At 73.3% G+C, this 21,704-nt stretch carries 23 protein-coding genes; 7 read left to right on the top strand and 16 right to left on the bottom strand.

What is annotated here, in order from left to right; genetic code table 11:
- Together ACFYXU_RS09635 and ACFYXU_RS09630 are read left to right on the top strand one after the other, a co-directional pair.
- Positions 1-465 carry a hypothetical protein gene (locus ACFYXU_RS09635; protein WP_389457159.1) on the top strand — a complete coding sequence of 155 codons (465 nt, stop codon included), beginning with the start codon at positions 1-3 and terminating at the stop codon, positions 463-465.
- Positions 466-523: 58 nt separating this feature from the next.
- Entirely contained in the window at positions 524-1,063 is a 540-nt protein-coding gene (locus ACFYXU_RS09630) for a DUF4231 domain-containing protein (RefSeq protein ID WP_376515841.1), read from the top strand.
- Positions 1,064-1,188: 125 nt separating this feature from the next.
- Here ACFYXU_RS09630 and ACFYXU_RS09625 read toward each other — a convergent pair whose 3' ends face one another.
- A complete protein-coding gene (locus ACFYXU_RS09625; protein WP_389457157.1) occupies positions 1,189-1,638 on the bottom strand; it encodes a lamin tail domain-containing protein in 450 nt (149 codons plus the stop codon).
- A gap of 126 nt (positions 1,639-1,764) precedes the next feature.
- On the opposite strand from ACFYXU_RS09625, the gene ACFYXU_RS09620 reads away from it, so the two are divergent.
- Entirely contained in the window at positions 1,765-2,541 is a 777-nt protein-coding gene (locus ACFYXU_RS09620; protein WP_389457155.1) for an MBL fold metallo-hydrolase, read from the top strand.
- Between the two features lie 118 nt (positions 2,542-2,659).
- Here the strand turns inward: ACFYXU_RS09620 and ACFYXU_RS09615 are convergent, their stop codons facing one another.
- On the bottom strand, positions 2,660-3,418 hold the full coding sequence (locus ACFYXU_RS09615; RefSeq protein ID WP_376515845.1) for a GntR family transcriptional regulator: 759 nt from the start codon (positions 3,416-3,418) through the stop codon (positions 2,660-2,662).
- A 188-nt stretch (positions 3,419-3,606) separates the two neighbouring features.
- On the opposite strand from ACFYXU_RS09615, the gene ACFYXU_RS09610 reads away from it, so the two are divergent.
- Both ACFYXU_RS09610 and ACFYXU_RS09605 read left to right on the top strand, forming a co-directional pair.
- Entirely contained in the window at positions 3,607-3,831 is a 225-nt protein-coding gene (locus ACFYXU_RS09610; protein WP_329855428.1) for a hypothetical protein, read from the top strand.
- Between the two features lie 60 nt (positions 3,832-3,891).
- Positions 3,892-4,128 carry a DUF2277 domain-containing protein gene (locus ACFYXU_RS09605; RefSeq protein ID WP_376515847.1) on the top strand — a complete coding sequence of 79 codons (237 nt, stop codon included), beginning with the start codon at positions 3,892-3,894 and terminating at the stop codon, positions 4,126-4,128.
- Positions 4,129-4,339: 211 nt separating this feature from the next.
- Here the strand turns inward: ACFYXU_RS09605 and ACFYXU_RS09600 are convergent, their stop codons facing one another.
- From ACFYXU_RS09600 to ACFYXU_RS09580, 5 genes are all read right to left on the bottom strand, one after another.
- On the bottom strand, positions 4,340-4,963 hold the full coding sequence (locus ACFYXU_RS09600; protein ID WP_376515857.1) for a DedA family protein: 624 nt from the start codon (positions 4,961-4,963) through the stop codon (positions 4,340-4,342).
- Positions 4,964-5,627: 664 nt separating this feature from the next.
- Entirely contained in the window at positions 5,628-6,128 is a 501-nt protein-coding gene (locus tag ACFYXU_RS09595; protein ID WP_389457152.1) for a DoxX family protein, read from the bottom strand.
- Between the two features lie 187 nt (positions 6,129-6,315).
- Positions 6,316-6,966 carry an HNH endonuclease family protein gene (locus ACFYXU_RS09590; protein ID WP_389407302.1) on the bottom strand — a complete coding sequence of 217 codons (651 nt, stop codon included), beginning with the start codon at positions 6,964-6,966 and terminating at the stop codon, positions 6,316-6,318.
- A gap of 293 nt (positions 6,967-7,259) precedes the next feature.
- A complete protein-coding gene (locus ACFYXU_RS09585; protein WP_389407303.1) occupies positions 7,260-7,928 on the bottom strand; it encodes an HAD-IA family hydrolase in 669 nt (222 codons plus the stop codon).
- 201 nt (positions 7,929-8,129) lie between these two features.
- Positions 8,130-9,038, bottom strand: coding sequence for a peptidoglycan-binding protein (locus ACFYXU_RS09580; protein ID WP_389457150.1), 909 nt, complete (start codon positions 9,036-9,038; stop codon positions 8,130-8,132).
- A gap of 570 nt (positions 9,039-9,608) precedes the next feature.
- Here ACFYXU_RS09580 and ACFYXU_RS09575 point away from each other — a divergent pair.
- Positions 9,609-11,669 (top strand): MFS transporter, encoded by a 2,061-nt coding sequence (locus ACFYXU_RS09575; RefSeq protein WP_389457148.1) that lies wholly within the window; start codon positions 9,609-9,611, stop codon positions 11,667-11,669.
- Between the two features lie 8 nt (positions 11,670-11,677).
- On the opposite strand, the gene ACFYXU_RS09570 is transcribed toward ACFYXU_RS09575, so the two are convergent.
- From ACFYXU_RS09570 to ACFYXU_RS09550, 5 genes are all read right to left on the bottom strand, one after another.
- Positions 11,678-12,163, bottom strand: a complete 486-nt coding sequence (locus ACFYXU_RS09570) for a GNAT family N-acetyltransferase (RefSeq protein ID WP_376516143.1) — start codon at positions 12,161-12,163, stop codon at positions 11,678-11,680.
- A gap of 32 nt (positions 12,164-12,195) precedes the next feature.
- Positions 12,196-12,516, bottom strand: coding sequence for an antibiotic biosynthesis monooxygenase family protein (locus tag ACFYXU_RS09565; RefSeq protein ID WP_376516141.1), 321 nt, complete (start codon positions 12,514-12,516; stop codon positions 12,196-12,198).
- A 47-nt stretch (positions 12,517-12,563) separates the two neighbouring features.
- Positions 12,564-13,232, bottom strand: coding sequence for an O-methyltransferase (locus ACFYXU_RS09560; RefSeq protein WP_376516139.1), 669 nt, complete (start codon positions 13,230-13,232; stop codon positions 12,564-12,566).
- Positions 13,229-14,332 carry a DUF2330 domain-containing protein gene (locus ACFYXU_RS09555; RefSeq protein WP_376516137.1) on the bottom strand — a complete coding sequence of 368 codons (1,104 nt, stop codon included), beginning with the start codon at positions 14,330-14,332 and terminating at the stop codon, positions 13,229-13,231. Before ACFYXU_RS09555 ends, ACFYXU_RS09560 begins: the two co-directional genes overlap by 4 nt.
- Before the next feature lie 92 nt (positions 14,333-14,424).
- Complete coding sequence (locus ACFYXU_RS09550; protein WP_376516135.1) at positions 14,425-15,723, bottom strand: cytochrome P450; 1,299 nt, start codon at positions 15,721-15,723, stop codon at positions 14,425-14,427.
- A 228-nt stretch (positions 15,724-15,951) separates the two neighbouring features.
- Between ACFYXU_RS09550 and ACFYXU_RS09545 the strand changes: the two genes are divergently transcribed.
- Positions 15,952-17,130, top strand: a complete 1,179-nt coding sequence (locus ACFYXU_RS09545; RefSeq protein ID WP_361406067.1) for a steroid 3-ketoacyl-CoA thiolase — start codon at positions 15,952-15,954, stop codon at positions 17,128-17,130.
- Between the two features lie 96 nt (positions 17,131-17,226).
- On the opposite strand, the gene ACFYXU_RS09540 is transcribed toward ACFYXU_RS09545, so the two are convergent.
- From ACFYXU_RS09540 to ACFYXU_RS09525, 4 genes are all read right to left on the bottom strand, one after another.
- Complete coding sequence (locus tag ACFYXU_RS09540; RefSeq protein ID WP_329855442.1) at positions 17,227-17,628, bottom strand: transglycosylase SLT domain-containing protein; 402 nt, start codon at positions 17,626-17,628, stop codon at positions 17,227-17,229.
- A gap of 305 nt (positions 17,629-17,933) precedes the next feature.
- Positions 17,934-18,779: an ECF transporter S component gene (locus tag ACFYXU_RS09535; protein ID WP_376516131.1), complete on the bottom strand. Its 846-nt coding sequence runs from the start codon at positions 18,777-18,779 to the stop codon at positions 17,934-17,936.
- Positions 18,776-20,530 carry an ABC transporter ATP-binding protein gene (locus tag ACFYXU_RS09530; protein ID WP_389457145.1) on the bottom strand — a complete coding sequence of 585 codons (1,755 nt, stop codon included), beginning with the start codon at positions 20,528-20,530 and terminating at the stop codon, positions 18,776-18,778. Before ACFYXU_RS09530 ends, ACFYXU_RS09535 begins: the two co-directional genes overlap by 4 nt.
- The gene (locus tag ACFYXU_RS09525) at positions 20,527-21,618 is read right to left on the bottom strand and encodes an energy-coupling factor transporter transmembrane component T (RefSeq protein ID WP_389457143.1); all 1,092 of its coding nucleotides are present in this window, start codon (positions 21,616-21,618) and stop codon (positions 20,527-20,529) included. The genes ACFYXU_RS09530 and ACFYXU_RS09525 overlap by 4 nt, the downstream gene beginning before the upstream one ends.
- Positions 21,619-21,704: the final 86 nt, after the last annotated feature.

Raw genomic sequence — 21,704 nt, 5'->3', positions numbered from 1 at the left:
ATGGAGGCAATCATCGCCAGCGCCATGGCCGTCGTGGGGACGCTGCTCGGTTCGGGGATCACGCTCGCCTTCCAGCGGCGTACGGTCGACCGGGGCCACCAGTTCACCCGGGGGGAGAAGCTGCGGCAGGAGAGGCTCGACGCCTACACCGCCTACGCCGGCGCCCTCGTCAACTACCGTCGCGCCCTGGTCCACTTGTGGTTCTGCCGCAACGAACCGCGGCCGCCCGAGCCGCCGGACGACGTGCGGGTGCGCGCGTACGACCTCCGCTCGGTCGCCCAAGAGGCCCTGTTCCGGATGCAGATGCTGAGCCACGACGACGCTCTGGGGGTCCGGGGCGAGGCCCTGCTGGGGGAGATCACCCTGCTGTCGAAGGCGGAGAGCCGCGCCGAGCTGGACGAGGTGCGGGTGCGGACGCGGGACGGGATCGGCGCGCTCGTCCGCGAGGCCAAGGCGCATCTCTGAGCCGACGCCGGGTCACCGCGAGTTGACGCAGGCGCGTGCCTGGCGGTGTACTCCCCGCATGGCTGAGGTGGGGGACGCGCCCGAACCCGGGGCGCAGGGTGGCGAGATGACGCCGCAGCGGTACATCGAGACCAGGCTCGCGCAGTACCAGGGGTGGTACGACGCCAAGGCGACCCGCATGAAGGCGATGCACCTGCGGATGCGCACCGTCTCCGTCGTCGGCGGTGCGCTCGTGCCGGTCTTCGTCAACGTCGACCTGGACGTCGCGCGGATCATCGCCACCGTGCTGAGCGTGGTCGTCGTCGCCGCCGTGTCGCTGGAGAGCGTCTACCGGTACCGCGAGCAGTGGAAGAACTACCGCTCCACGGAGCAGCTCCTCGGGCACGAGCGGGTGTACTTCGAGACCAAGATCGGGCCGTACCACAAGCTCGGCGGGCCCGAGGCCTTCACCGTCCTCGTCTCCCGCGTCGAGAAGGCCATCGCCAACGAGAACTCCGCGACCCTGAACGTCATGACGCTCGGCGGGCAGGTCAACTCCGACGTGCAGCAGCACGGCGGCGGCGTGCCCGGCGCCCGGCAGGAGACGCAGCCCTCCTGAGCCCCGCCCCCCCGAGACCTCCTGAGTGCGGCCCTCAGGCCGTCGGGGCGGGCCCGGCAGGCCTTCTGGGCGTGACCGTGGGCCCCGGGTCGCGGGGGCCACGGTCCGTCATGCGCGGTGCGGGGTCAGCACCACTTGTAGTCGACCCGCGTCGAGTTGTACGAGCAGGTGTCGACGGTCGAGCCGTTCGACTTGCGGAGCTTCGCCGTGTCCCGGTCGTTGTTCCAGACGTACGCGCCGCGGTTCTGGTACACGTTCGCCGTGGTGTTCGTGCCGCGGCCCGTGCGGACCGTCACGATCTTGCCCTTGCCGAGCGTGTAGTTGCCGAAGGTGTACTTGTGGTTGGCCGCGTCCGTCAGCGTCCAGCCCCGCAGGTTGACCGCCGCGCCGGTCGTGTTGCGTATCTGGACGTACTCGCCGTTCAGGCTGGCGTTGGACCGGTGGTCCGCGCCCGGGCTGTCGTAGTGGATCTTGTACAGGTGGACCGAGCCGGCGGCCTGCGCCTGCGAAGGCAGCAGCAGGATGCCGGAGGCGGCGGCCGCGGTCACGGCCGCGAGCGTACGAACGCGAAGCATGAATGTCCCTCAGTTCTCTGCCGGGTGCCCGCCGATGGGACCCGGCGAGCCCACAGGATACGCACGCCCTTCACCCTCTCCACACAACTTCCGGCCACTCTCCGGCAGCCGTCCTAGACTCGGCTCATGGACGACGACGCCCTGCGGATCACCGTCCTCGGATCCGCCACTCCCTTCCCCCGGCCCGGCAACGCCTGCTCCGGCTACCTCGTCGAGGGCGGCGGCGTCCGCCTCTGGGTGGACGCCGGGACCGGCACCCTCGCCGAGCTCCAGCGGTACGCGGCGCTGGGCGAGATCGACGCCGTCTGGATCTCCCATCTGCACGCCGACCACAGCGCCGACCTGCTCACCGCCTCTTACGGGCTCCTCTACGCGGGCCTCGACCTCCTGCTGCCCCTGCCCCTCCTCGGCCCGCCCGGCATCGCCGCCCGGCTCGCCGCCTTCCTCACCAACGGGCCCGACCGCAGCCCCGTCGAGCGTGCCTTCCGCGTCGAGGAGCTGTACGACGGACACCTCGCCCGCATCGGCGGGCTGACCCTGCGGACCCGCGCCGTCGACCACGGCGGGATGCCCGCCTTCGCCCTGCGCGTCGAGGACGGGGGAGGGGCCTCCCTCGTCTACTCCGGCGACTGCGAGCCGTGCGACGCCCTCGTCGAACTCGCCCGGGAATGCGATCTGTTCCTCTGCGAGTCCGACGGTCCCGTCCCCGGGCACCACTCGGCGTCCCAGGCCGGCCGCAGCGCCGCCGACGCCCGCGTCGGGCGCCTCGTCGTGACCCACGTCGGGCCGGGGACCGCCCCCGCCGACGCCGTCGCCCTGGCCGCCGCCGCGTTTCCCGGCGACGTCGTCCACGCCGATCCCGGGCGGTGCTTCGTCGTCGGCCGGGCGGAGTCCGGGGGGTAGGGGGAGTCGGACGTGGGGGTGGGGGGCGTCGGCCGTGGGGGCCGGTGCCTGGCCCGGGCTCGTGCTGACCCGCCTTCGCGCACCCTCGGCGGGTGCGTGCCGTCGCACGCCGCCGTCCTCACGCGCCGAAGTCGTACTCCAGGACGTACGACGACGAGTCCAGCGTCATCTCGTTGAGCTCCACCGCCACCCCCGGCCCCGTGAAGGCCGTCCTGCCGATCAGGACCACCGGCGTCCCCAGCTCCAGGGACAGCCGGTCCGACTCGTCCGCCGTCGGCATCCGGCAGCGGATCTCCTCCCGGAAGCGCACCGGCCGGTGCCCCAGCTCCGTGAGCCGCGCGTACGTGCCGCCCGGGCCCGTGTCCGGCTCCGTGATCGGCGTGCCGCGCACCAGGTCGGCCGAGAGGTACGACACCGACAGCAGCACCGGCTTGGCGTCCAGGACGAACCGGCGGCTGCGGACGCAGACGGGCGCGCCCGGCTCCAGGTTCAGCGCGCCCGCGACCCGGTCGCCGGCCTCCGTCTCGCCCACCTCGATCTGGTCCACGACCAGCTCCCGGTCCTCCACGTCCGCCGACCAGACCGAGCGGCCGCTGCCCCACTGGTCCCCGGCGAGGCGCGGAATGCCCCGGCGGCGCAGCGGACGGAAGACCCGGACGAAGACCCCGGCGCCCTTGCGCGCCTCCGCGAGTCCTTCCGTACGCAGCACCGAGAGGGCCTGGCGAGCGGTCATGCGGGCCACGTCGTACGTCGACATGAGGTCGTTCTCGCCGGGGAGCCGATCGCCCGGCGCGAAGGCGCCGGACCGGATCGCGGTTCTCAACTCGTCTGCGATGCGCTGGTACTTGGGCCGGCGAGCGCTGTCCTGGTCAGTCACGGGTGGACCACTCCCTTCGTCTGCGGGACACCCTACGGCGCGCTCCTCGGCCCGGGGGCGCACCCGCACGCCGTCCCGCCCGGTCGATCCATCCATCGGGGGACATCTCTAGAGATACGTTGACAGGGCGGGGTCGCCGCGCTTCCCTGAGTGTCCCCAAGCTTCAGGAATCGGGACGGAGGGCATGCGTGCAGCGACTGCCCGAGGTCGGTGACCTCGTCCGCGACACCGCCACGGGGCGGGTCGGCTTCTACGTGGAGAGCGTCTCCGGACGCTTTCGGATCCGCGCCGTCCACGGCGGCGGCGAGTGGGAGGCCGAGCCCCTCGACGTCCAGCCCGCCACTCCCCTGTACGAGCTGCGCGCCCGGACCGCCGAGATCAACGCACGGAGCAGACGCGGTCTCGGCGGGTAGGCGGGAGGGGTCCTCGCCGGGCTTCGGGCGGTTGTCAGTGGGGCGCGTCACACTGGAGGCATGTGCCGAAGCATCAAGACCCTCCGCCCGCCCGCCCTGCCCGAGGAGGCGACCGAGGACGACATCCGGGCCGCCGCCCTTCAGTACGTCCGCAAGGTCTCCGGCTTTCACGCCCCCGCCGCGCACAACCGTGAGGTCTTCGACCGGGCCGTGGACGAGATCGCCGACGCCACCGCGAGACTCCTCGATCACCTGGAGGTGCGTGGCGCGCGTCCCGTGGCCGCCAGGGCCCGGTAGGTCCGGTTCCAGGGCTGTCGTGGCCCCGGTGGGGCCGGCCCCAGGGCTGGGCAGGGCCCGGTAGGTCCGGTTCCAAGGCTTCCAGAGTCCCGGTAGGCCCGGGCCCCGAGTCGGCCAGGTCCGGTAGGCCCGGTCCCAGGGCCGCCAGATCCGGTGGGCCCCGCCCCAGGCCCCTTCCGAGGGGGCCCGATGTGCCCCGGCCGCGCCGCCGTCAGGAGGCCGTCGCGGGAGCCGCGGCCGGGCGTCGGATGAGGTACGCGGCGAGACCGCCCGCGAGGAAGAGCGCGAGGGTCGACACCCCCGCGCTGAACCAGGTCGCGCCCAGCCACTGGCCGCCCAGCCAGCCGAGCCCGACGCTGTACGAGGCCCAGACCACGCCCGCCAGGGCCGACCACGGCAGGAACTCCTCCACCCGTCGCTTCGCGGCGCCCGCGCCCAGGGAGACGACGGAGCGGCCGGCCGGGGCGAAGCGCGCGAGCACCACGAGCAGCCCGCCGCCCCGGGTGAGCGCGGTGCCGAGACGTTCCTGCGCCAGCGAGAGGCGGCGCGAGCGGGCGATGGCCCGGTCCAGCCTGGCCCCGCCGCGCAGGGCCAGGCGGTACGCCAGGAAGTCGCCGAGTACGGAGGCGGTGGCCGCGCAGGCGAGGAGGGGGAGCAGTGCCGGGACGCCGGAGGAGGCCCCGGTGGCCGTGGCCGCCGCCGTGGCGGCGGTGATCACCAGGAAGCCGCTCGGCAGCACGGGCAGGAAGACGTCGAGCAGGATCGACGTCGCCACCACCGGATAGATCCACGGGCCGGCGGTGAGCGACCGCAGCGAGCCCAGGCTGTCGAGCAGATTCACGGGCCCGAGCCTACGCGGAGCCGACGGGCCCACCGCCGTCGGGTGCCGTGGGCGCGGGGCGACGAGGGACCGGGAGCGCCGGGCCGGGCCAGGCCGGGAGCGGGCGGGGAGGAGCGGGACCTCGCGCCAGTGGCTGGTCGGGCCGCACCCTGCCGCGTGTGCGTGGTATCGGTCTGGGCGTGAGGCGACCGGCCGCACGCGGGTGGCAGGGCGGCGGCGCCGGGACCGGAGGGGGCGCTGCCGGGTTGAGTGTCGGGGGAGGGGTGAGGCGATCGGCTGTGCTCGCGCGTCGGGTGGGGGTGCCGGGACCGGATGGGGCGCTGCCGGGTTGAGTGTCGGGGGAGGGGTGAGGTGAACGGCTGTGCCCGCGCGCCGGGCGGGGGTGCCGGGCTGGTGGGCGACGCGAGGCGACCGTCCGCGCGGGGCGCGGCGCCGCGACACGGTGGTTCGCTGCCCGGCTGGGCGTCCTCGTGAGGCGATCGGCCGCGCTGCGCCGCCGGGACCGCGTGCTGCGTCGCCCGGCCGGGCGTCCGCGCGAGGCGACCGACCCGGCGCGGGTGCCGGGTCGGGTTCTACGTGATCACGCGCGCGGCGTCGGTGGCCAGAAGGGCCGGAAACCGTGCTGCGGTTCCCGGCCCTTTGTGCAAGGCGGCGCGTGTCAGGCCGCTACCGGCGCGCTCCGCTCCTCGCGGGCCTTCGCGTCCGTCGCCTCGCCGGCGCCGAACAGCCGGTCGAGGGCCAGCGCGCCCGGGCCCGTGAACACGAGCAGCGCGAAGGCCCAGCAGAACATGGCCGCGTTCTCGCCGCCGTTCTGGAGCGGGAGGAGCGACATCGGCTGGTGGACGTCGAAGTACGCGTACGCCATCGAGCCCGAGGCGAGGAACGCGGCGCTACGGGTGCCGAGCCCGGCCAGGACCAGCACACCGGCGCCGAGCTGGATGACGGCCGCGTACCAGCCCGGCCAGGTGCCCGCGGGTATCGCGGTGCCGCCGATGAGGCCGAAGAGGGACGCGACGCCGTGGCAGGCGAAGAGCAGGCCGACCACGATGCGGAAGAGGCCGAGCGCGTAGGGCTGGGCCTGGTTCAGACGGGCGGTGAGGCCCGCGGGGGTGGACGCGGGGGCGGGAACGGGGGTGGTGGTGCTCCTGGCGGCGGTCATGGGGTGGGTCACTCCTTCGGCCTGGCCCCGCTCGTGGGGAACGGGGTGGGGGGACGGAAACCGATGAGGCCGTAAGGTTAGGCACCCCTCACTAGTGCTTGCAAGTTCAACATTCGGTCATCGGGGAGCGTGTGGCACGGCTCACTCCCCGATGACCGTCACTGACGCGTGCTCAGCGGTGGTGCCGTCAGCAGCCGTTGAGGACCGACTGGAGCGCGCTCTTCTCGGCGGAGTCGATGCTGAGGTTCCAGTAGTACTTCACCTGCACCCACGCCCTGACGTACGTGCAGCGGTAGGCCGTCCGCGAGGGCAGCCACTTCGCCGGGTCCAGGTCGCCCTTGGCCTGGTTGACGTTGTCGGTCACGGCTATGAGCTGCGGCCGGGTGAGGTCGTTCGCGAAGGACTGCCGCTGGGCGGTGGTCCAGGAGTTCGCGCCCGAGCGCCAGGCCTCGGCGAGCGGGACCATGTGGTCGATGTCGAGGTCGGAGGCGGCGGTCCAGGTGGCGCCGTCGTACTCGGAGTACCAGCTGCCGCTGGTCGCGGCACAGCTGGAGTCGGTGACGACGTTCACACCGTCCCGCTTGAGGACGGTCTCGCGGGTGTTGCAGGCGCCGGACTGGGTGATCCAGTGCGGGAACAGGTCCCGGCTGTAACCCGAGGTGGAACCTTCCGCCTTGACCGTCAGGGCGGCCAGGTAGGTGCGCGCGGTCGCCGCGCTGACCGGGGTGGGCATGGCGGCCTGCGCGCTGGGGGCGGTGGCGAGGAAGCCGGTGACGGTGAGGGCGGCGGAGGCGGCGAGCACGGTGAGTCGACGCGCGTAGATCTTACCGGCGGGCATGTGAACTCCCTTGATGTGGGGGGACCTTGGCTGGTGCCGTCCCCGCGGGGTGGCGGGCGGTTGGCCCGGTCATCGTGGCGGCACCAGGTTTCGGTGAGGGGTGCGCCAGGTAACAGCGTGGCGACATGGGCACGTCACATCAAGGGGTGCGACGAACCTGATGGAGCGCCAGATTCCGCCTGTGGCGCCGAGGTTCGTCGGTGGGAACGCGGTCGGGAGGTCCGAAAAACGCCTCGCGCGCGGCCGGGGGATCCGGCCGCGCGCGAGGGGGGGAAGGGGGAGGGCGGGGTGGGTTACGTCAGGACGGTCAGGGTGATCGAGCCGTCGGCCGCGGGCTCCACCCGCAGCCGCGTCAGGTCGTCGACGTGCACGTCCGGCCCGAAGGCCGCCGCGCGCGGACCGACGCCGACGACGCGCATGCCGGCCGCGCGGCCCGCCTGGATGCCGGCCTCGGAGTCCTCGAAGACCACGCAGTCAGCGGGCTCGAAGCCCAGCGCGGCCGCGCCCTTGAGGAAGCCCTCGGGGTCGGGCTTGCTGGCGCCGACGCTCTCGGCGGTGATCCGGGTCTCCGGCATCCGGAGTGCCGCCGCGCCCATCCGGGCCCCGGACAGGGCCCGGTCCGCGGAGGTGACCAGGGCGTGCGGGAGGTCCGCGATCGCGGCCATGAAGGCGGGGGCGCCGGGGACGGGTACGACCCCGTCGAGGTCGGCGGTCTCCTCGGCCAGCATCACCCGGTTGTCGGCGTGGTTCTCCGCCATCGGGCGGTCCGGGAGCAGGACGGCCATCGTCGCGAAGCCCTGGCGGCCGTGGACGACCTTCAGGACCTCGGTCGCGTCGAGACCCTGGCGGTCCGCCCAGCGGCGCCAGCAGCGCTCGACGACGGCGTCCGAGTTGACGAGGGTGCCGTCCATGTCGAGGAGGAGGGCGCGGGTGGTGAGCGTTGCCGGGGTGGTGGCGGCCATCAGGTCTCCAGAAGGGGTGGCACGGAGAACGAAGTGGTCCCGCCCACCGGTCAGGGAGTGCGGGCGGGGCCACTTTGTTCTCTCACGATACAAAACCGGAGGCCCTCTTGGCCAACCGGTCGGCCGACCATCCCCCGCGGGCCGTTCCCCGGTGACGGTCCAGGGGGCCCGCCGCCCGGCGCGCGCGGCGGTCCGGCGCTCCTACAGCCAGGTGCTCCGCTCCAGGACCTCGCGGGTGTGGGGGCCGTACACGCCCTTCGGGTCGCCCTCGATGTACATCCAGGACTGGTAGCTCCGCACCGCCCGATAGACCTCGTGGTCGTACTCCCCGTCCACCTCGCCGTGGTACGCCCCCGCCAGCGTCAGCCGGGCCTGGAGCTCGACGACCTCTTCGCCCGACGAGCCGATGCTCAGGGTGACCGAGGCCTCCTCGGTCTCCGGGGGAGGCTCCGAGGACGGCGTGGCCGTCGTCGGGGCGGCGGTCGTCGGAGCCGCGGTGGGGCTCGCCGCCGGAGGCGCGACCGGTCGGGTCGACGCGCTCGGGCTCGCGGTGGTGAGGCTGGGGGAGGGGGTGGGGGTGGCGGACGGGGAGGGCGGCGTCCGGCGCGGAGTCGGGGACGAGGAGGTGGGCTCCGGCGTCTCGGAGGAGGGGGACGGGGCCTCCGAAACGGCGACGTTCAGCGACGCGCTCGTGGTGACCTCGGGCACGGCCGCCCGGTCGTCGGTCTCGCCCGCGCCGCCGAGGAGGGACGCCGCCAGGGCCGCGGTGCCCGCCACGGCGACGGCGGCGACCGCGGCGACCACCACACCGCGCTTGCGGCCGGGCTTCCGCTCCGGTTCTTCGCCGTAGCCAGGTCCGTATCCGCTTCCGCCGGTGGGAGGCGTGCGGCCGATGCCGCGGAGCAGCAGCGGCATGGTCTCGGAGGGGTCACCCGCGGGAGCGGTGCCGGGGTGCGCCCCCGGGCCCTGCCCCACGGGGCCGGGCCCGGGCCGGACGGCGGCCAGCCGGGTCGTCGGCGGGTCCTCGGGTACGTAGGCGGGCAGGTGGGCCGTGGCGTCCTCGGGTACGTAGGCGGGCAGGTGGGCCGTGGCGTCCTCGGGTACGTACACGGGCAGGTGGGTCGTCGCGTCCTCGGGTACGTACGCGGGCAGGTGGGCCGTCGCATCCCCGGGCCCGCTCCGGTCCCCGGGCCCGACCCCGCCCCCGGGCCTGTTCCGGCCCCCAGGCTCGCCCCGCCCCCCGGGCCCGCCCTGCGCCCCCGGCCCTTCCCGTTCCGGCCCGTCGGTGGCGTCCAGGGTCACGTACGGCCTGATCCGCAGGGGGTCGAAGTCCTCGGCCGCCGCCCTCTCGGCCGCGAGGCCGGCCGCCCTGGCGCAGGCGCAGCCAGGTCTTTGTACACCGCATTCAGGACAGACATGTCCGGTCATGATGGGTCCCCTCCCCGAGACAACTGCGAGCGATTATGCAGCCCGCCCCTGCCCGACGGGCGAACGAGTGTGCCCTTCGACAGGCCATATCGGGATATTCCGACCAGGATGGAGACGCCGGAGACCGAGACGGAGACCACGACGACGACAGAGTCGGGGAAGTCGGAGAAGGGGACCGACACCGCCCCCCCCGCACCGACCGCGACACCGACCCCCGCATCGGGACCGAGATCGAGACAGAGTCGGAGACCCATGGCCCAGGACACCCGCCCGTCCCACCTCGGCGACGCCCCCGTGCCCGGTGAGGGACAGAGCCACCGCACCGTCCTCGTCGCGATCGGCGCCCTGCTGCTCGGCATGCTGCTCGCCGCGCTCGACCAGACCATCGTCTCCACCGCCCTGCCCACGATCGTCAGCGAGCTCGGCGGCCTGGAGCACCTCTCCTGGGTGGTCACCGCGTACATGCTCGCGTCGACGGCCGGGACGCCCCTCTGGGGCAAGCTGGGAGACCAGTACGGGCGCAAGAAGCTCTTCCAGAGCGCGATCGTCCTCTTCCTCATCGGCTCGGCGCTCTGCGGCATCGCGCAGAACATGCCGCAGCTCATCGCCTTCCGCGCGGTCCAGGGCCTCGGCGGCGGCGGGCTCATGGTGCTGTCGATGGCGATCGTCGGCGACCTCGTCTCGCCCCGGGAGCGCGGCAAGTACCAGGGTCTGTTCGGCGCGGTCTTCGGCGCCACCAGCGTCCTCGGACCGCTGCTCGGCGGCCTCTTCACCCAGCACCTGTCCTGGCGCTGGGTCTTCTACATCAACCTGCCGATCGGGATCGTCGCGCTCTTCGTGATCGCCGCCGTGCTCCACATCCCCGTGCGGTCCACCCGGCACCGGACCGACTACCTCGGCACCTTCCTCATCGCCGCGGTCGCCACCTGCCTGGTCCTGGTGGCGTCCCTCGGCGGCACCACCTGGGCGTGGGGCTCGCCGCAGATCATCGGGCTCGCCGTCCTCGGAGCCGTACTCCTCGTCTGGTTCGTCCTCGTCGAGCGGCGCGCCGCCGAACCCGTCCTGCCGCTCAAACTGTTCCGGATCAGGACCTTCAGCCTGGTCTCGGTGATCAGCTTCGTCGTCGGCTTCGCCATGTTCGGCGCGATGACCTACCTGCCGACCTTCCTCCAGGTGGTGCAGGGCGTGACGCCGACGATGTCCGGCGTCCACATGCTGCCGATGGTCCTCGGCCTGCTGACCACCTCGACCGCCTCCGGCCAGATCGTCTCCCGCACCGGCCGCTGGAAGGTCTTCCCGATCGCCGGCACCGCGCTCACCTGCGTCGGTCTGCTGCTCCTCCACCGGCTGACCGAGACCAGCTCGACCTGGTCGATGAGCCTCTGCTTCTTCGTCTTCGGCGCCGGGCTCGGCCTCGTGATGCAGGTCCTCGTCCTGGTCGTGCAGAACTCCGTCTCGTACGAGGACCTCGGCGTCGCCACCTCCGGGGCGACCTTCTTCCGCTCCATCGGCGCGTCGTTCGGCGTCGCCGTCTTCGGCACCCTCTTCACCAACCGGCTCACCGACAAGCTCGACGCGGTGTTCGCGAGCGCCGGCGCGCGGGTGCCGCCCGGTGTCGGCCCCGGACAGGTCGCCGCCGACCCGCGCGCCGTCTCCGAGCTGCCGGCGGAGCTCCGGCCGGCCGTGCTGCACGCGTTCGCCACGTCCATCACGGACGTCTTCCTGTACGCGGCCCCGGTCGTGCTCGTCGCCTTCGTCGTCGCCTGGTTCCTCAAGGAGGACAAGCTGCGGGCGTCGGTCACCGCGCCCGACACCAGCCAGACGCTCGCGTCCAATCCGGTCGAGCGCTCCTCGTACGAGGAGTGTGCCCGCGCCCTGTCCCTCCTCGGCTCCCGGGAGGGCCGCAAGGCGGTCTACGTGACGATCACCGAACGCGCCGGGCTCGACCTGCTGCCCGCCGCGAGCTGGCTGCTGCTGCGCGTCCGCCGCCACGGGGCCGTCGAGCCCTCCCGGCTCGCCGAGACGACCCCCGTGCCGCCGGAGGTCGTCACGGAGGCGTCCCGGCAGCTGGAGGAGCGTCGCCTGGTGGCACGGGAGGGCGTCCAGCTGACGCTCACCGAGGACGGCGTGCGGGCGGCCACGGTCCTGGCCAGGGCCCGGGAGGAGTCGCTCGCGGAACTCCTCGGCGACTGGTGGGGGCCCGACCGGCCCACCGACCTCGTCCAGCTGGTGGAGGAGCTGACGGCGGAGCTGTGCGGCTCCGACGGGGAGGGGCCCCACACTCCGGAGCCGCCCCGCGACCACCCCTCGTAGGGCGGGGCTCAGAGCTCCTTGCCGTACCAGATCTGCATGTAGGGGCCGGTGCAGTACGCGGGTATCTCCGCGTAGCCGTGCCGGGCGTACAGGCCGCGCGCCTCGACCAGGTCGAGGCGCGTGTTCAGGACCGTCCGGCGCGCGCCGAGGGCCCGCGCCGCCCCCTCCAGGCCCCGCAGCAGGCCGTCCGCGCCGCCGGTGCCCCGGAAGGCGGGCCGGAGGAACACCCGTGTCAGCTCGGCGCGTTCGCCGTCGAGCAGCAGGACCCCGCCGCAGCCCGCGGGCTTCCCCTCGAAGCGGGCGACCAGGAACTGGCCGGTCGGCGGGGCCAGTCGCTCGACCCCGTCGTTCGTCAGCCCCTCGTCGACCTCCGCCTCCGTCGCCGGCCGCTTCCAGTAGCTGCCGGCGACATCGGCGTAGTAGTCGCGCCGCAGGGAGGTCGCGTCCGGGGTGTCGACGCGCTCGGGGGTGAAGGTCCAGGTCATGCGGGCCATTGTGAGCCCGCGTGACCGGGTGCGCCGCCGAATTACCTGGGCGACGCCTGCTGGACGACCTCGAACGACCACAGGGCCGAGCCGGACGCGGCGGGCCTGGGCCGCTCGCCCCCCTCGCCACCGCCCTGATGGGCGGCCTTCATGGAACCGTTCATCCAGTTCTGGAAGTCCTCCTCGCTGCGCCAGCGCGTGTACACCAGGTACTGGTCGGTGCCCTCCAGCGGGCGCAGCAGCTCGAACCACTCGAAGCCGTCGGATCCCTCCACGGCCCCGGCCCGGGAGGCGAACCGCTGCTCCAGCACCTCACGCTGCTCGTCCGGCACGGTCAGGACGTTGATCTTCACGATGCTCATGAAAGGCAGGATATGACCCGGGGTCGAGCCGAAGGGACGCGGCGGCCCTACGCCGTGACGCGGGCCAGCAGCAGGCCGTCGTAGCCCTTCGTGCCGACCGTCTGGATCGCCGTCGCGTCCAGGCGGGGTTCGGCGGCGATCAGGTCGAACATCGCGCGGGTGCCGGTGACCGCCGCGTCGCCGGGCTGCTCGGTGGCCACCCGGCCCTCCCGCACCACGTTGTCGACGATGATCAGCGAGCCCGGGCGGGAGAGCTTCAGCGCCCAGGTCACGTAGTGCGGGTTGTTGGCCTTGTCGGCGTCGATGAAGACCAGGTCGAAGGGGCCCGCACCCTCCGTCTCCAGCACCGGCAGGGTCTCCAGGGCCGCGCCCGTCCGGACCTCGACGATCTTGTCGAGCCCGGCGCGGGCGATGTTGGCGCGGGCCACGTCCGCGTGCGCGGGGTCGTACTCCAGGGTGGTCAGCCGGCCGTCGGCGGGCAGCGCGCGGGCCAGCCAGATCGTGCTGTAGCCGCCGAGCGTGCCGATCTCCAGGATGTTCCGCGCGCCCTGCGTCGCGGCGAGGAGATGGAGCAGCTTGCCCTGGTTGGGGGCGACGGCGATCTCCGGCAAGCCCGCCGCCGTGGAGGCGGCGAGCGCCGCCGTCAGGGCGTCGTCACCGGGGGCGATCGTGTCGGTGAAGTAGTCGTCGACCGCAATCCATTGAGGGTTCGTCATGCGCTCGAACGTACACCCGCGTCCAGACGCGGTCGGCGCCTTTTCACCCGGACGGCGATCAGGCCTGCGAGCAGAGCGGAGAGCAGTGCGCCCGCGCCGACGGTCAGCAGCCAGACCGGGATGCCGCCGCCCACGGTGAGCAGCCGGTCGGTGTACTCGACCCGGCGGTACGGGGTGTCGGCCACGGCCCGGAGATGGTGGTCGTCGTCGATCCGGGCGGGCTGGGGGAAGTGCTGTTCCAGGACGGTGAGCCGGGCCGGCCGGTCGCCGGTGAGGTCCGCGACCGCGCCCCCGGGGTGCTCGATCGGGCCCGCGAAGGTGACCTCGGGGCGGTCGCCTCCGATGGGGGAGCGGGGTTCCATCCGGTGGTCGGCGAGCACGTACAGGCCGAGGGTCTGCGGGGTCCGTGCGAGGCGGGAGAGCCGCATGGGATAGACGAGTTCGGGGGAGGCGAAGGTGATCCGCAGCGGGGTCAGTTCGCCCTGGAGCGTCGCGCCCTTCTCCTGCGGGGCGAGGCGGACGGCCACGTACTCCCACTTCCGTTCGACATAGGGCCCGAGCGCTCCGGTGAGCCGCTCGGGCAGCTCGAAGCCGTGGGCGCGCAGCCAGTCGCCGAGGGCGTCGGGGTCGGTGGCGGTGAGCCGGGCCACGTCGAAGGGGCCGAGCCGTTCGCGCCCCACGACGCCGACGCCACCCGTGCCGGGCGGCGCGGCGGCGGCCCCGTCCCCGTACGAGTCGTCGAAGGGCCAGTCGCCCTCGCGCGGCCAGAAGTGGAAGCGGTCGCGCTGCTCGGGCTCCGTGAGCCGGTCGAGCTCGTCGAAGAGCGCCGGGTCGCCGAGCGCGACGTCGGCGCGGCCCGGCACCGGCATGATCCAGGCCGCCCGCCGGGCGTTGCCGTGCACGCGGAAGCGCATGACGACGGTCTCGGTGCGGCCGTCCCAGCGGACGGCCGACTCCTCCCGGTCGACGCCGATCCGCTCGGCCTTGTCCGGGATCATGGCGCCGCAGCCGCAGGCGTACGCCGGTGCGACGAGCGAGCCGAGCTGGAGCGCGAGCAGCGCGACGATGGTGGTCAGGATCCTTCTGAGTGTCCCCCGCATGGGGGGTCAGACGTGGGCGGTCACCTGCCGGTTCCGGTTTCGCGTTCGTACCCGCGCCCGAACCCGCACCCGCACGCACGCACCCGCACCGTTCACGCCGACGTCCGGACCCGGAGCTCCTTCACCCCGTTCAGCCAGGCCGCCCGCAGTCGGCGCGGTGCGCCGGCGAGGGTGAGGTCGGGCAGGGTGTCGGCGATGGCGTTGAAGATCAGCTCGATCTCCTTGATCGCGAGGGACTTGCCGAGGCAGAAGTGCGGTCCGCCGCCGCCGAAACCGAGGTGGGGATTGGGGTCGCGGGTGATGTCGAAGCGCTCGGGGTCGGTGAAGACCTCGGGGTCGTTGTTGGCGGAGGAGTAGAAGAGGCCGACCCGGTCGCCCTTGCGGATCTTCTGGCCGCCGAGTTCGGTGTCCTGGGTCGCGGTCCGCTGGAAGGAGACCACCGGCGTCGCCCAGCGGACGATCTCCTCGGCGGCGGTCGCGGGGCGCTCCCGCTTGAAGAGTTCCCACTGGTCGGGGTGGGTGAGGAAGGCGTGCATGCCGTGGCTGATGGCGTTGCGGGTGGTCTCGTTCCCGGCGACGGCGAGCAGCAGCACGAAGAAGCCGAACTCGTCGGAGGAGAGGTTCCCCTGGCCCTCGGCGGCGACGAGCTGGCTGACGATGTCGGCGGCGGGGCACTCCTTGCGGGCGGCCGCCATGTTCATCGAGTAGCCGATGAGCTCCATGGCGGCCTCGGCGCCGATCTCCTCGGTGATGGCGTACTCGGGGTCGTCGTACGCCACCATCTTGTTCGACCAGTCGAAGATCCGGGAGCGGTCCTCCTGGGGCACGCCGATGAGTTCGGCGATGGCCTGGAGAGGGAGCTCGACGGCGACCCGGGTGACGAAGTCGAAGGTGCCGTCGGCTCCGGTGCCGCGCCGCGCCTCCTCGACGATGGAGCGGGCGCGCTCGCGCAGGGCGGTCTCCAGGTTCCGGATCGCCCGGGGGGTGAAGCCGCGCTGGACGATCTGGCGGACCCGGGTGTGCTCGGGCGGGTCCATGTTGAGCATGATCAGCTTCTGGACCTCGATCTGGTCCCGGGTGATGTGCTCGTTGAAGCGGATGACCGCGGTGTTCTCGTTCGAGGAGAACAGCTCGGGGTGGGTGGAGACGTACTTGACGTCCGCGTGGCGCGTGACCGCCCAGTACCCGCCGTCCGCGAACCCGGTGACGCCGGCCGGCTGGGAGCACCACCACACGGGCGCGGTCTGCCGCAGCCGGGCGAACTCCGGGAAGGGGACGCGGTCGCGGAGCAGATCGGGGTCCGTGGCGTCGAACCCCTCGAGGAGGCCCTCGGGGAGCCCCTGGGGGAGTCCCTCGGGGAGCTGTCCTCCGGGGAGATGCGGGCAGGCCATCGGCAACACTCTCCATATCTGATGGACCATCAGAAGTTGCCGGGAAAGTTAGTAACGAGTTCTCCAAGTGGCAAGGGGCGGGGCGGGAACTGTTGCGTCCCGGACCCTTGCGTACCGGCGGTAGCAGTCATAAGACTGCACTCAGAACTAGAACGCGTACTAGTTCCCCGTGACGCCGACCGACCGGGGTGCCGGGACACCCCGTCCGGTCGAGGAGAGGACGAGCTCATGGCCGCGGAACCCGTCATCGTCGAAGCCGTACGCACCCCCGTCGGCAAGCGCGGAGGCGCGCTCGCCAACCTCCACCCCGCCTACCTCCTGGGCGAGACCTACCGTGAACTCCTCGGTCGCACCGGCATCCACGCCGACTGCGTCGAACAGATCGTCGGCGGTACGGTCACCCACGCCGGCGAGCAGTCCATGAACCCGGCGCGCACCGCCTGGCTCACCATGGGGCTGCCCTACGAGACGGCCGCCACCACCGTCGACTGCCAGTGCGGCTCCTCGCAGCAGGCCAGTCACATGGTCGCCAACATGGTCGCCGCCGGCGTCATCGACATCGGGATCTCCTGCGGCGTCGAGGCCATGTCCCGGGTCCCGCTCGGCTCCGGCTCGAAGCACGGCCCGGGCAAGCCCTTCCCCGACGAGTGGAACGTCGACCTGCCCAACCAGTTCGAGGCCGCCGAGCGCATCGCCCGCCGCCGGGGCCTCACCCGCGAGCGCGTCGACTCCCTCGGACTGCTCTCCCAGGAGCGGGCCGCGACCGCCTGGTCCGAGGAGCGCTTCAAGCGCGAGACCTTCGCCGTCCAGGTCCCCACCACCGAGGCCGAGCAGGCCGCCGGACAGGGCATGTGGCGGCTCGTCGACCGCGACGAGGGCCTGCGCGACACCACCATGGAGGGCCTGGCCCGCCTCAAGCCCGTCATGCCCACCGCGATCCACACCGCCGGGAACTCCTCCCAGATCTCCGACGGCGCCTCCGCGATCCTGTGGGCCTCCAAGCGCATGGCCCGCGCCCTCAAGCTGCGCCCGCGCGCCCGGATCGTCGCCCAGGCCCTCGTCGGGGCCGACCCGCACTTCCACCTCGACGGGCCGATCGACGCCACGCGGGCCGTCCTCGGCAAGGCCGGGATGAGCCTCAGGGACATCGACCTCGTCGAGATCAACGAGGCCTTCGCGTCCGTGGTGCTCAGCTGGGCGCAGGAATTCGATCGGGACTTGGACGGTCTCGTGAAGGTCAACGTCAACGGCGGTGCCATCGCCCTGGGCCACCCCGTCGGCGCCACCGGGGCCCGGCTGATCACCACGGCCCTGCACGAGCTGGAGCGCACCGACAAGGAGTTCGCGCTGATCACCATGTGCGCCGGGGGCGCGCTCGCCACGGGCACGATCATCCAGCGGCTCTGACCGCCCCGCCGTCGGAGGCGGTCCGGAAACGCCGCAGGCCCCGCCCCTCCGTGAGGAGGGCGGGGCCTTGCGGATGCGCGGTGCGGCAGGTGCTGATCAGTACCAGCCGTTGGCCTGCCAGAACGCCCAGGCGGCGTTCGGGGAGCCGTAGCGCTCGTTCATGTAGTTGAGGCCCCACTTGATCTGGGTGGCCGGGTTGGTCTTCCAGTCGGAACCGGCCGAGGACATCTTCGAGGCCGGCAGGGCCTGGACGAGGCCGTAGGCGCCGCTGGAGGAGTTCGTCGCGGTGTGGTTCCAGTGCGACTCGTGCTCGACGATCTTGCTGAAGGACGCGTACTGCGAGGCGGGGACGATCTTGCGGGCGACGTCCTGCGGGCTGGCGGCCGAAGCAGACCCCGTCGTGCCGAGCACCGCACCCGACGCACCCAGCAGCACGGCTGCGGACACGGCGATCTTCTTGTTGCGGGCGGAGGCACGAGTGGTGAGCGAGCGGATCAAGGTTTCTACCTAACTTCGGGGACAGGTCGCGCCGGGCGATTTCGGCAAGCCGGAACCAGAGCCCGGGGGACCCGGGAGCTGGGGGATACCGGCTGTCCGTGGCGCTGCGATGAGCACCGGCTGCCTGGCGACGTCCACCAGACAAGCAGGGCCGGAACGCCGATGCAACGACCCCCTGTACGAGGAAGGTTCGGACCCGGGGGCCCAACGAGGGGGGTGGGCGGCCGGGCGTTTCCGCAGGTCATACGGTGATGTGGGGTGATTTGGCCCGGTGTGTGGGGCTACTACTCCCGCTCGTACGTGACCTAGGTCCTATGAGGCGCCTCACCCCGGGAGGGCGTTTCCGGGGCCTCGAATGTGACCTGGGCCTCGAAGTTCGCCCGCCGCGTGGCCCGCCGCAGCGCCCTCAGGAGCGTCCCGCCGACGGTCACGGTCAGCACGACGGTGAGCGCGGCCCGGCCCAGGTCCCAGCCGAGGGATGTGGCGAGGACGTACGCGAGGAAACGGACCAGGTTCTCGTCGAGCGGCGCGCCCGGCACGAAGGAGACCCCGCTGCCCAGGCCCTGGAGCAGGACCCAGCCCTGAAGGTTCATGACCGTGCCGTACGCGAACGCCGCCACGAAGCCGTACGCGGACAGCATCAGCAGCTCGGCCCGCCCCCGCAGCCGGTCGGGGCCCGGCAGCAGCCCCGCGCCCATCGTGAACCAGCCCATCGACAGCATCTGGAAGGGCATCCACGGCCCCACCCCGCCCGTGAGCAGCGCCGACGCGAACATCGTCACCGAACCCAGGACGAAGCCGAAGCCCGGCCCGAGGACCCGGCCGCTCAGCACCATCAGGAAGAACATCGGCTCCAGGCCGGCCGTCCCCGCCCCCAGCGGGCGCAGCGCCGCCCCCACGGCGGCGAGCACGCCCAGCATCGCCACCGCCTTCGCGTCCATCCCGCGGTCCGCGATCGTCGCCACGACCACCGCGACCAGGAGCGGCAGCAGCGCGGCGAACAGCCACGGAGCGTCACCGGCGTGCGAGGTCACCGCCGAGCCGGCGTCCGCGAAGAGCGGCCAGCAGAAGGCGAGGACCCCGACGAGCGAGACGAGGACCAGGGCCGCGACCGAGCGGGGGCCGAGGCGTACGGGACGGGTCGACCTCACAGCGCCGCCTCCACCTGCTCGACCGTGAGCCAGGGCTGCGGGGCCAGGATCTTCGCCACCTGCGGCGAGAAGGCGGGCGAGGAGACGACGACCTCGGGCGTCGGGCCGTCCGCGACGATCTCGCCGTCCGCGATGATCGCGACCCGGTGCGCCAGCTCGGCCGCCAGCTCCACGTCGTGCGTGGCGAGCACGATCGCGTGCCCGTCCGCCGCGAGCGACCGCAGCCGGGCGACCAGGCGGGCCTTCGCCGCGTAGTCCAGGCCGCGGGTCGGCTCGTCGAGCAGGAGCAGCGGCGGCCGGCCGGTCAGCACGACGGCCAGCGCGAGCGCGAGCCGCTGGCCCTCGGACAGGTCACGGGGGTGCGTGTCGTCCGCCACCCCCGGCAGCAGCTCCTCCACCAGCGCCCGGCACGTCCCGGGCGCCGCGCCCGCGTCCGCGTCCGCCGCCGCGCACTCGGCGGCGACGGTGTCCGCGTACAGCAGGTCACGCGGCTCCTGCGGCACCAGGCCGACCTGGCGGATCAGCTCGCGGGGCGCGGTGTCGTGCGGGACGAGCCCGGCGACGCGGACGGTGCCCGTCGTCGGCTCGATCATGCCCACGAGGGTGGAGAGGAGGGTGGACTTCCCGGCGCCGTTGCGGCCCATGAGCGCGACGGTCTCGCCGGGGCCGACGCGGAGGTCGACACGGCGGAGGGCCTCGACGCGGCCGCGGCGGACGCCGAGGCCGTCGGTGAGGAGGAGGGGAGTGAGGGGGGTGGTGGTGGCCGGCTGCTGGGTCTGGGTGCGGCGCCGCTTGAACGGGTTGAGTCCCCCACCCCGCCCCTTCCCGAGACCGGAGGCTCCGTCCCCGGAGCCCCGCGCCTGGGACACCGGCGAGGCCGAACGGGACCCCCGCGCCTCAAGCGCCGACCGGGCTGAAGGGGACCCCGACGGGACCGGTGAGGGCATCCGGTCCTCCAGCCGCTCCTTCAGCGGGGCCGCCCGCCGCCTCGCGTCCCGCACCGTCAGCGGCAGCGGTTCCCACCCCGCCAGGCGGCCGAGCGCCACCACCGGCGGGTGCACCGGCGACACGGCCATGACCTCGGCCGGGGTGCCCAGCACCGCGTCCGGCAGCAGGAGGACCTGGTCCGCGTACTGGACCACCCGCTCCAGACGGTGCTCCGCCAGGAGGACCGTGGTGCCCAGGTCGTGCACCAGGCGCTGGAGCACCGCGAGGACGTCCTCCGCCGCCGACGGGTCCAGCGCCGAGGTCGGCTCGTCCAGGACGAGGACCTTGGGGTGCGGGGTGAGGACGGAGCCGATCGCGACCCGCTGGCGCTGGCCGCCCGAGAGCGTCGCGAGGGGACGGTCGCGCAGTTCCGCCAGGCCCAGCAGGTCCAGGGTCTCCTCCACCCGGCGCCGCATGACGCCGGGCGCGAGCCCCAGGGACTCCATTCCGTACGCGAGCTCGTCCTCGACCGTGTCGGTGACGAAGTGCGCCGACGGGTCCTGCCCCACCGTGCCCACCAGGTCCGCGAGCTCGCGCGGCGGATGCGTACGGGTGTCCCGGCCGTCGACCGTCACCCGCCCGGTCAGCGTGCCGCCCGTGAAGTGCGGGACCAGGCCCGAGACCGCGCCCAGGAGGGTCGACTTCCCGACGCCCGAGGGGCCCACCAGGAGGACCAGCTCCCCCTCGGGGATCGTGAGGTCCACGTTCCGCAGGGTCGGCGCGGCGTCCTCGTACCTCATCGAGACGTTCTCGAAGCGGATCACAGGTTCTCCTCGGGTACGGGGGCCACGAACGCCGGGACCAGGCCCACCAGCACCGACACCGCCGGCCACAGCGGCAGCTCCGGCGCCTCCAGCGGGACGACCCCGGGGTGCAGCGCCTCCGGGGCGTAGACGTTCGCCCAGATCATGAGGACGGCGACCGCCACCCCGGAGCCCGCGACCAGCCAGGCCCGCGCGCCCCAGCGGTCGGGCCGGTAGCGGGTACGGACGGTCCGGCGCCCGCCGAGCCGGAGCCCGGCCATCGCGGCGAGCAGCCCGGCGCCGAGCAGCGGCAGACCGTACCCCGCGCCCTCCGCGGCGAGCAGCCCGTACGAGCCCGCGCAGACGCCGAGGAGCCCGCCCAGGGTCAGCGCGTTCGTGGTGCGGCGCACCGCGGCCGGGACCCGGGCCGTCCGCCCGTACCCGCGCGCGTCCATCGAGGCCGCCACGGCGATCGACCGCTCCAGGGCGCCCTCCAGGACCGGCAGGCCGATCTGGAGCACCGCCCGCACCCCGCCGGTCGGCCGGCCGCGCAGCCGGCGGGCGGTCCGCAGCCGGACCACGTCGGCGACCAGGTTCGGCGCGAAGGTCATCGCGACGACGACGGCGACCCCGGCCTCGTACAGCGCCCCCGGCAGCGACTTCAGCAGCCGCGCCGGGTTGGCCAGCGCGTTCGCGGCGCCCACGCAGATCAGCAGGGTCGCCAGCTTGGCGCCGTCGTACAGCGCGAACACCAGTTGCTCGGCCGTCACCCGGCCCCCGATCCGGACCCCCTGCGCCCAGTCCGGCAGCGGCACCTCGGGCAGCGTGAACAGCTCGTGCTCGCCGGGGATCGGGGAGCCGAGCACGAGGGAGAAGACGACCCGCAGGCCGACCACGAACAGGCCCAGCTTCACGAACGCGCCGTACGAGCGGGCCCAGGGCGCGTCCGTGCGCCGGGCCGCCACCACGTATCCGGCCACGCCGACGAGCAGTCCGAGCAGCAGCGGGTTCGTGGTCCGGGAGGCGGCGACGGCGAGCCCGAGGGCCCACAGCCACCACGCGCCCGCGTGCAGGGCATTGGCCCGGCTCGCCGCGGGGGCCGTGAACACACTCCGGGCGGACGCGGACGCGGAGCCGCTCCGGGTCGACGTGGACCCGGACCCGGACCCGGAGCCGCTCCGGGCGGAGGCGGACC

The organism is Streptomyces sp. NPDC002232, from assembly GCF_042890295.1.
Lineage (GTDB): Bacteria > Actinomycetota > Actinomycetes > Streptomycetales > Streptomycetaceae > Streptomyces.
Note: the sequence above shows the minus strand (reverse complement) of the source record. Positions and strands in the feature narration are given on the sequence as shown.

Coding starts and splice junctions, on each gene's coding strand:
- ACFYXU_RS09635 (WP_389457159.1), top strand. CDS start 1: ATGGAGGCAATCATCGCCAGCGCCATGGCCGTCGTGGGGACGCTGCTC.
- ACFYXU_RS09630 (WP_376515841.1), top strand. CDS start 524: ATGGCTGAGGTGGGGGACGCGCCCGAACCCGGGGCGCAGGGTGGCGAG.
- ACFYXU_RS09625 (WP_389457157.1), bottom strand. CDS start 1,638: ATGCTTCGCGTTCGTACGCTCGCGGCCGTGACCGCGGCCGCCGCCTCC.
- ACFYXU_RS09620 (WP_389457155.1), top strand. CDS start 1,765: ATGGACGACGACGCCCTGCGGATCACCGTCCTCGGATCCGCCACTCCC.
- ACFYXU_RS09605 (WP_376515847.1), top strand. CDS start 3,892: ATGTGCCGAAGCATCAAGACCCTCCGCCCGCCCGCCCTGCCCGAGGAG.
- ACFYXU_RS09595 (WP_389457152.1), bottom strand. CDS start 6,128: ATGACCGCCGCCAGGAGCACCACCACCCCCGTTCCCGCCCCCGCGTCC.
- ACFYXU_RS09590 (WP_389407302.1), bottom strand. CDS start 6,966: ATGCCCGCCGGTAAGATCTACGCGCGTCGACTCACCGTGCTCGCCGCC.
- ACFYXU_RS09585 (WP_389407303.1), bottom strand. CDS start 7,928: ATGGCCGCCACCACCCCGGCAACGCTCACCACCCGCGCCCTCCTCCTC.
- ACFYXU_RS09575 (WP_389457148.1), top strand. CDS start 9,609: ATGGCCCAGGACACCCGCCCGTCCCACCTCGGCGACGCCCCCGTGCCC.
- ACFYXU_RS09570 (WP_376516143.1), bottom strand. CDS start 12,163: ATGGCCCGCATGACCTGGACCTTCACCCCCGAGCGCGTCGACACCCCG.
- ACFYXU_RS09565 (WP_376516141.1), bottom strand. CDS start 12,516: ATGAGCATCGTGAAGATCAACGTCCTGACCGTGCCGGACGAGCAGCGT.
- ACFYXU_RS09560 (WP_376516139.1), bottom strand. CDS start 13,232: ATGACGAACCCTCAATGGATTGCGGTCGACGACTACTTCACCGACACG.
- ACFYXU_RS09555 (WP_376516137.1), bottom strand. CDS start 14,332: ATGCGGGGGACACTCAGAAGGATCCTGACCACCATCGTCGCGCTGCTC.
- ACFYXU_RS09550 (WP_376516135.1), bottom strand. CDS start 15,723: ATGGCCTGCCCGCATCTCCCCGGAGGACAGCTCCCCGAGGGACTCCCC.
- ACFYXU_RS09545 (WP_361406067.1), top strand. CDS start 15,952: ATGGCCGCGGAACCCGTCATCGTCGAAGCCGTACGCACCCCCGTCGGC.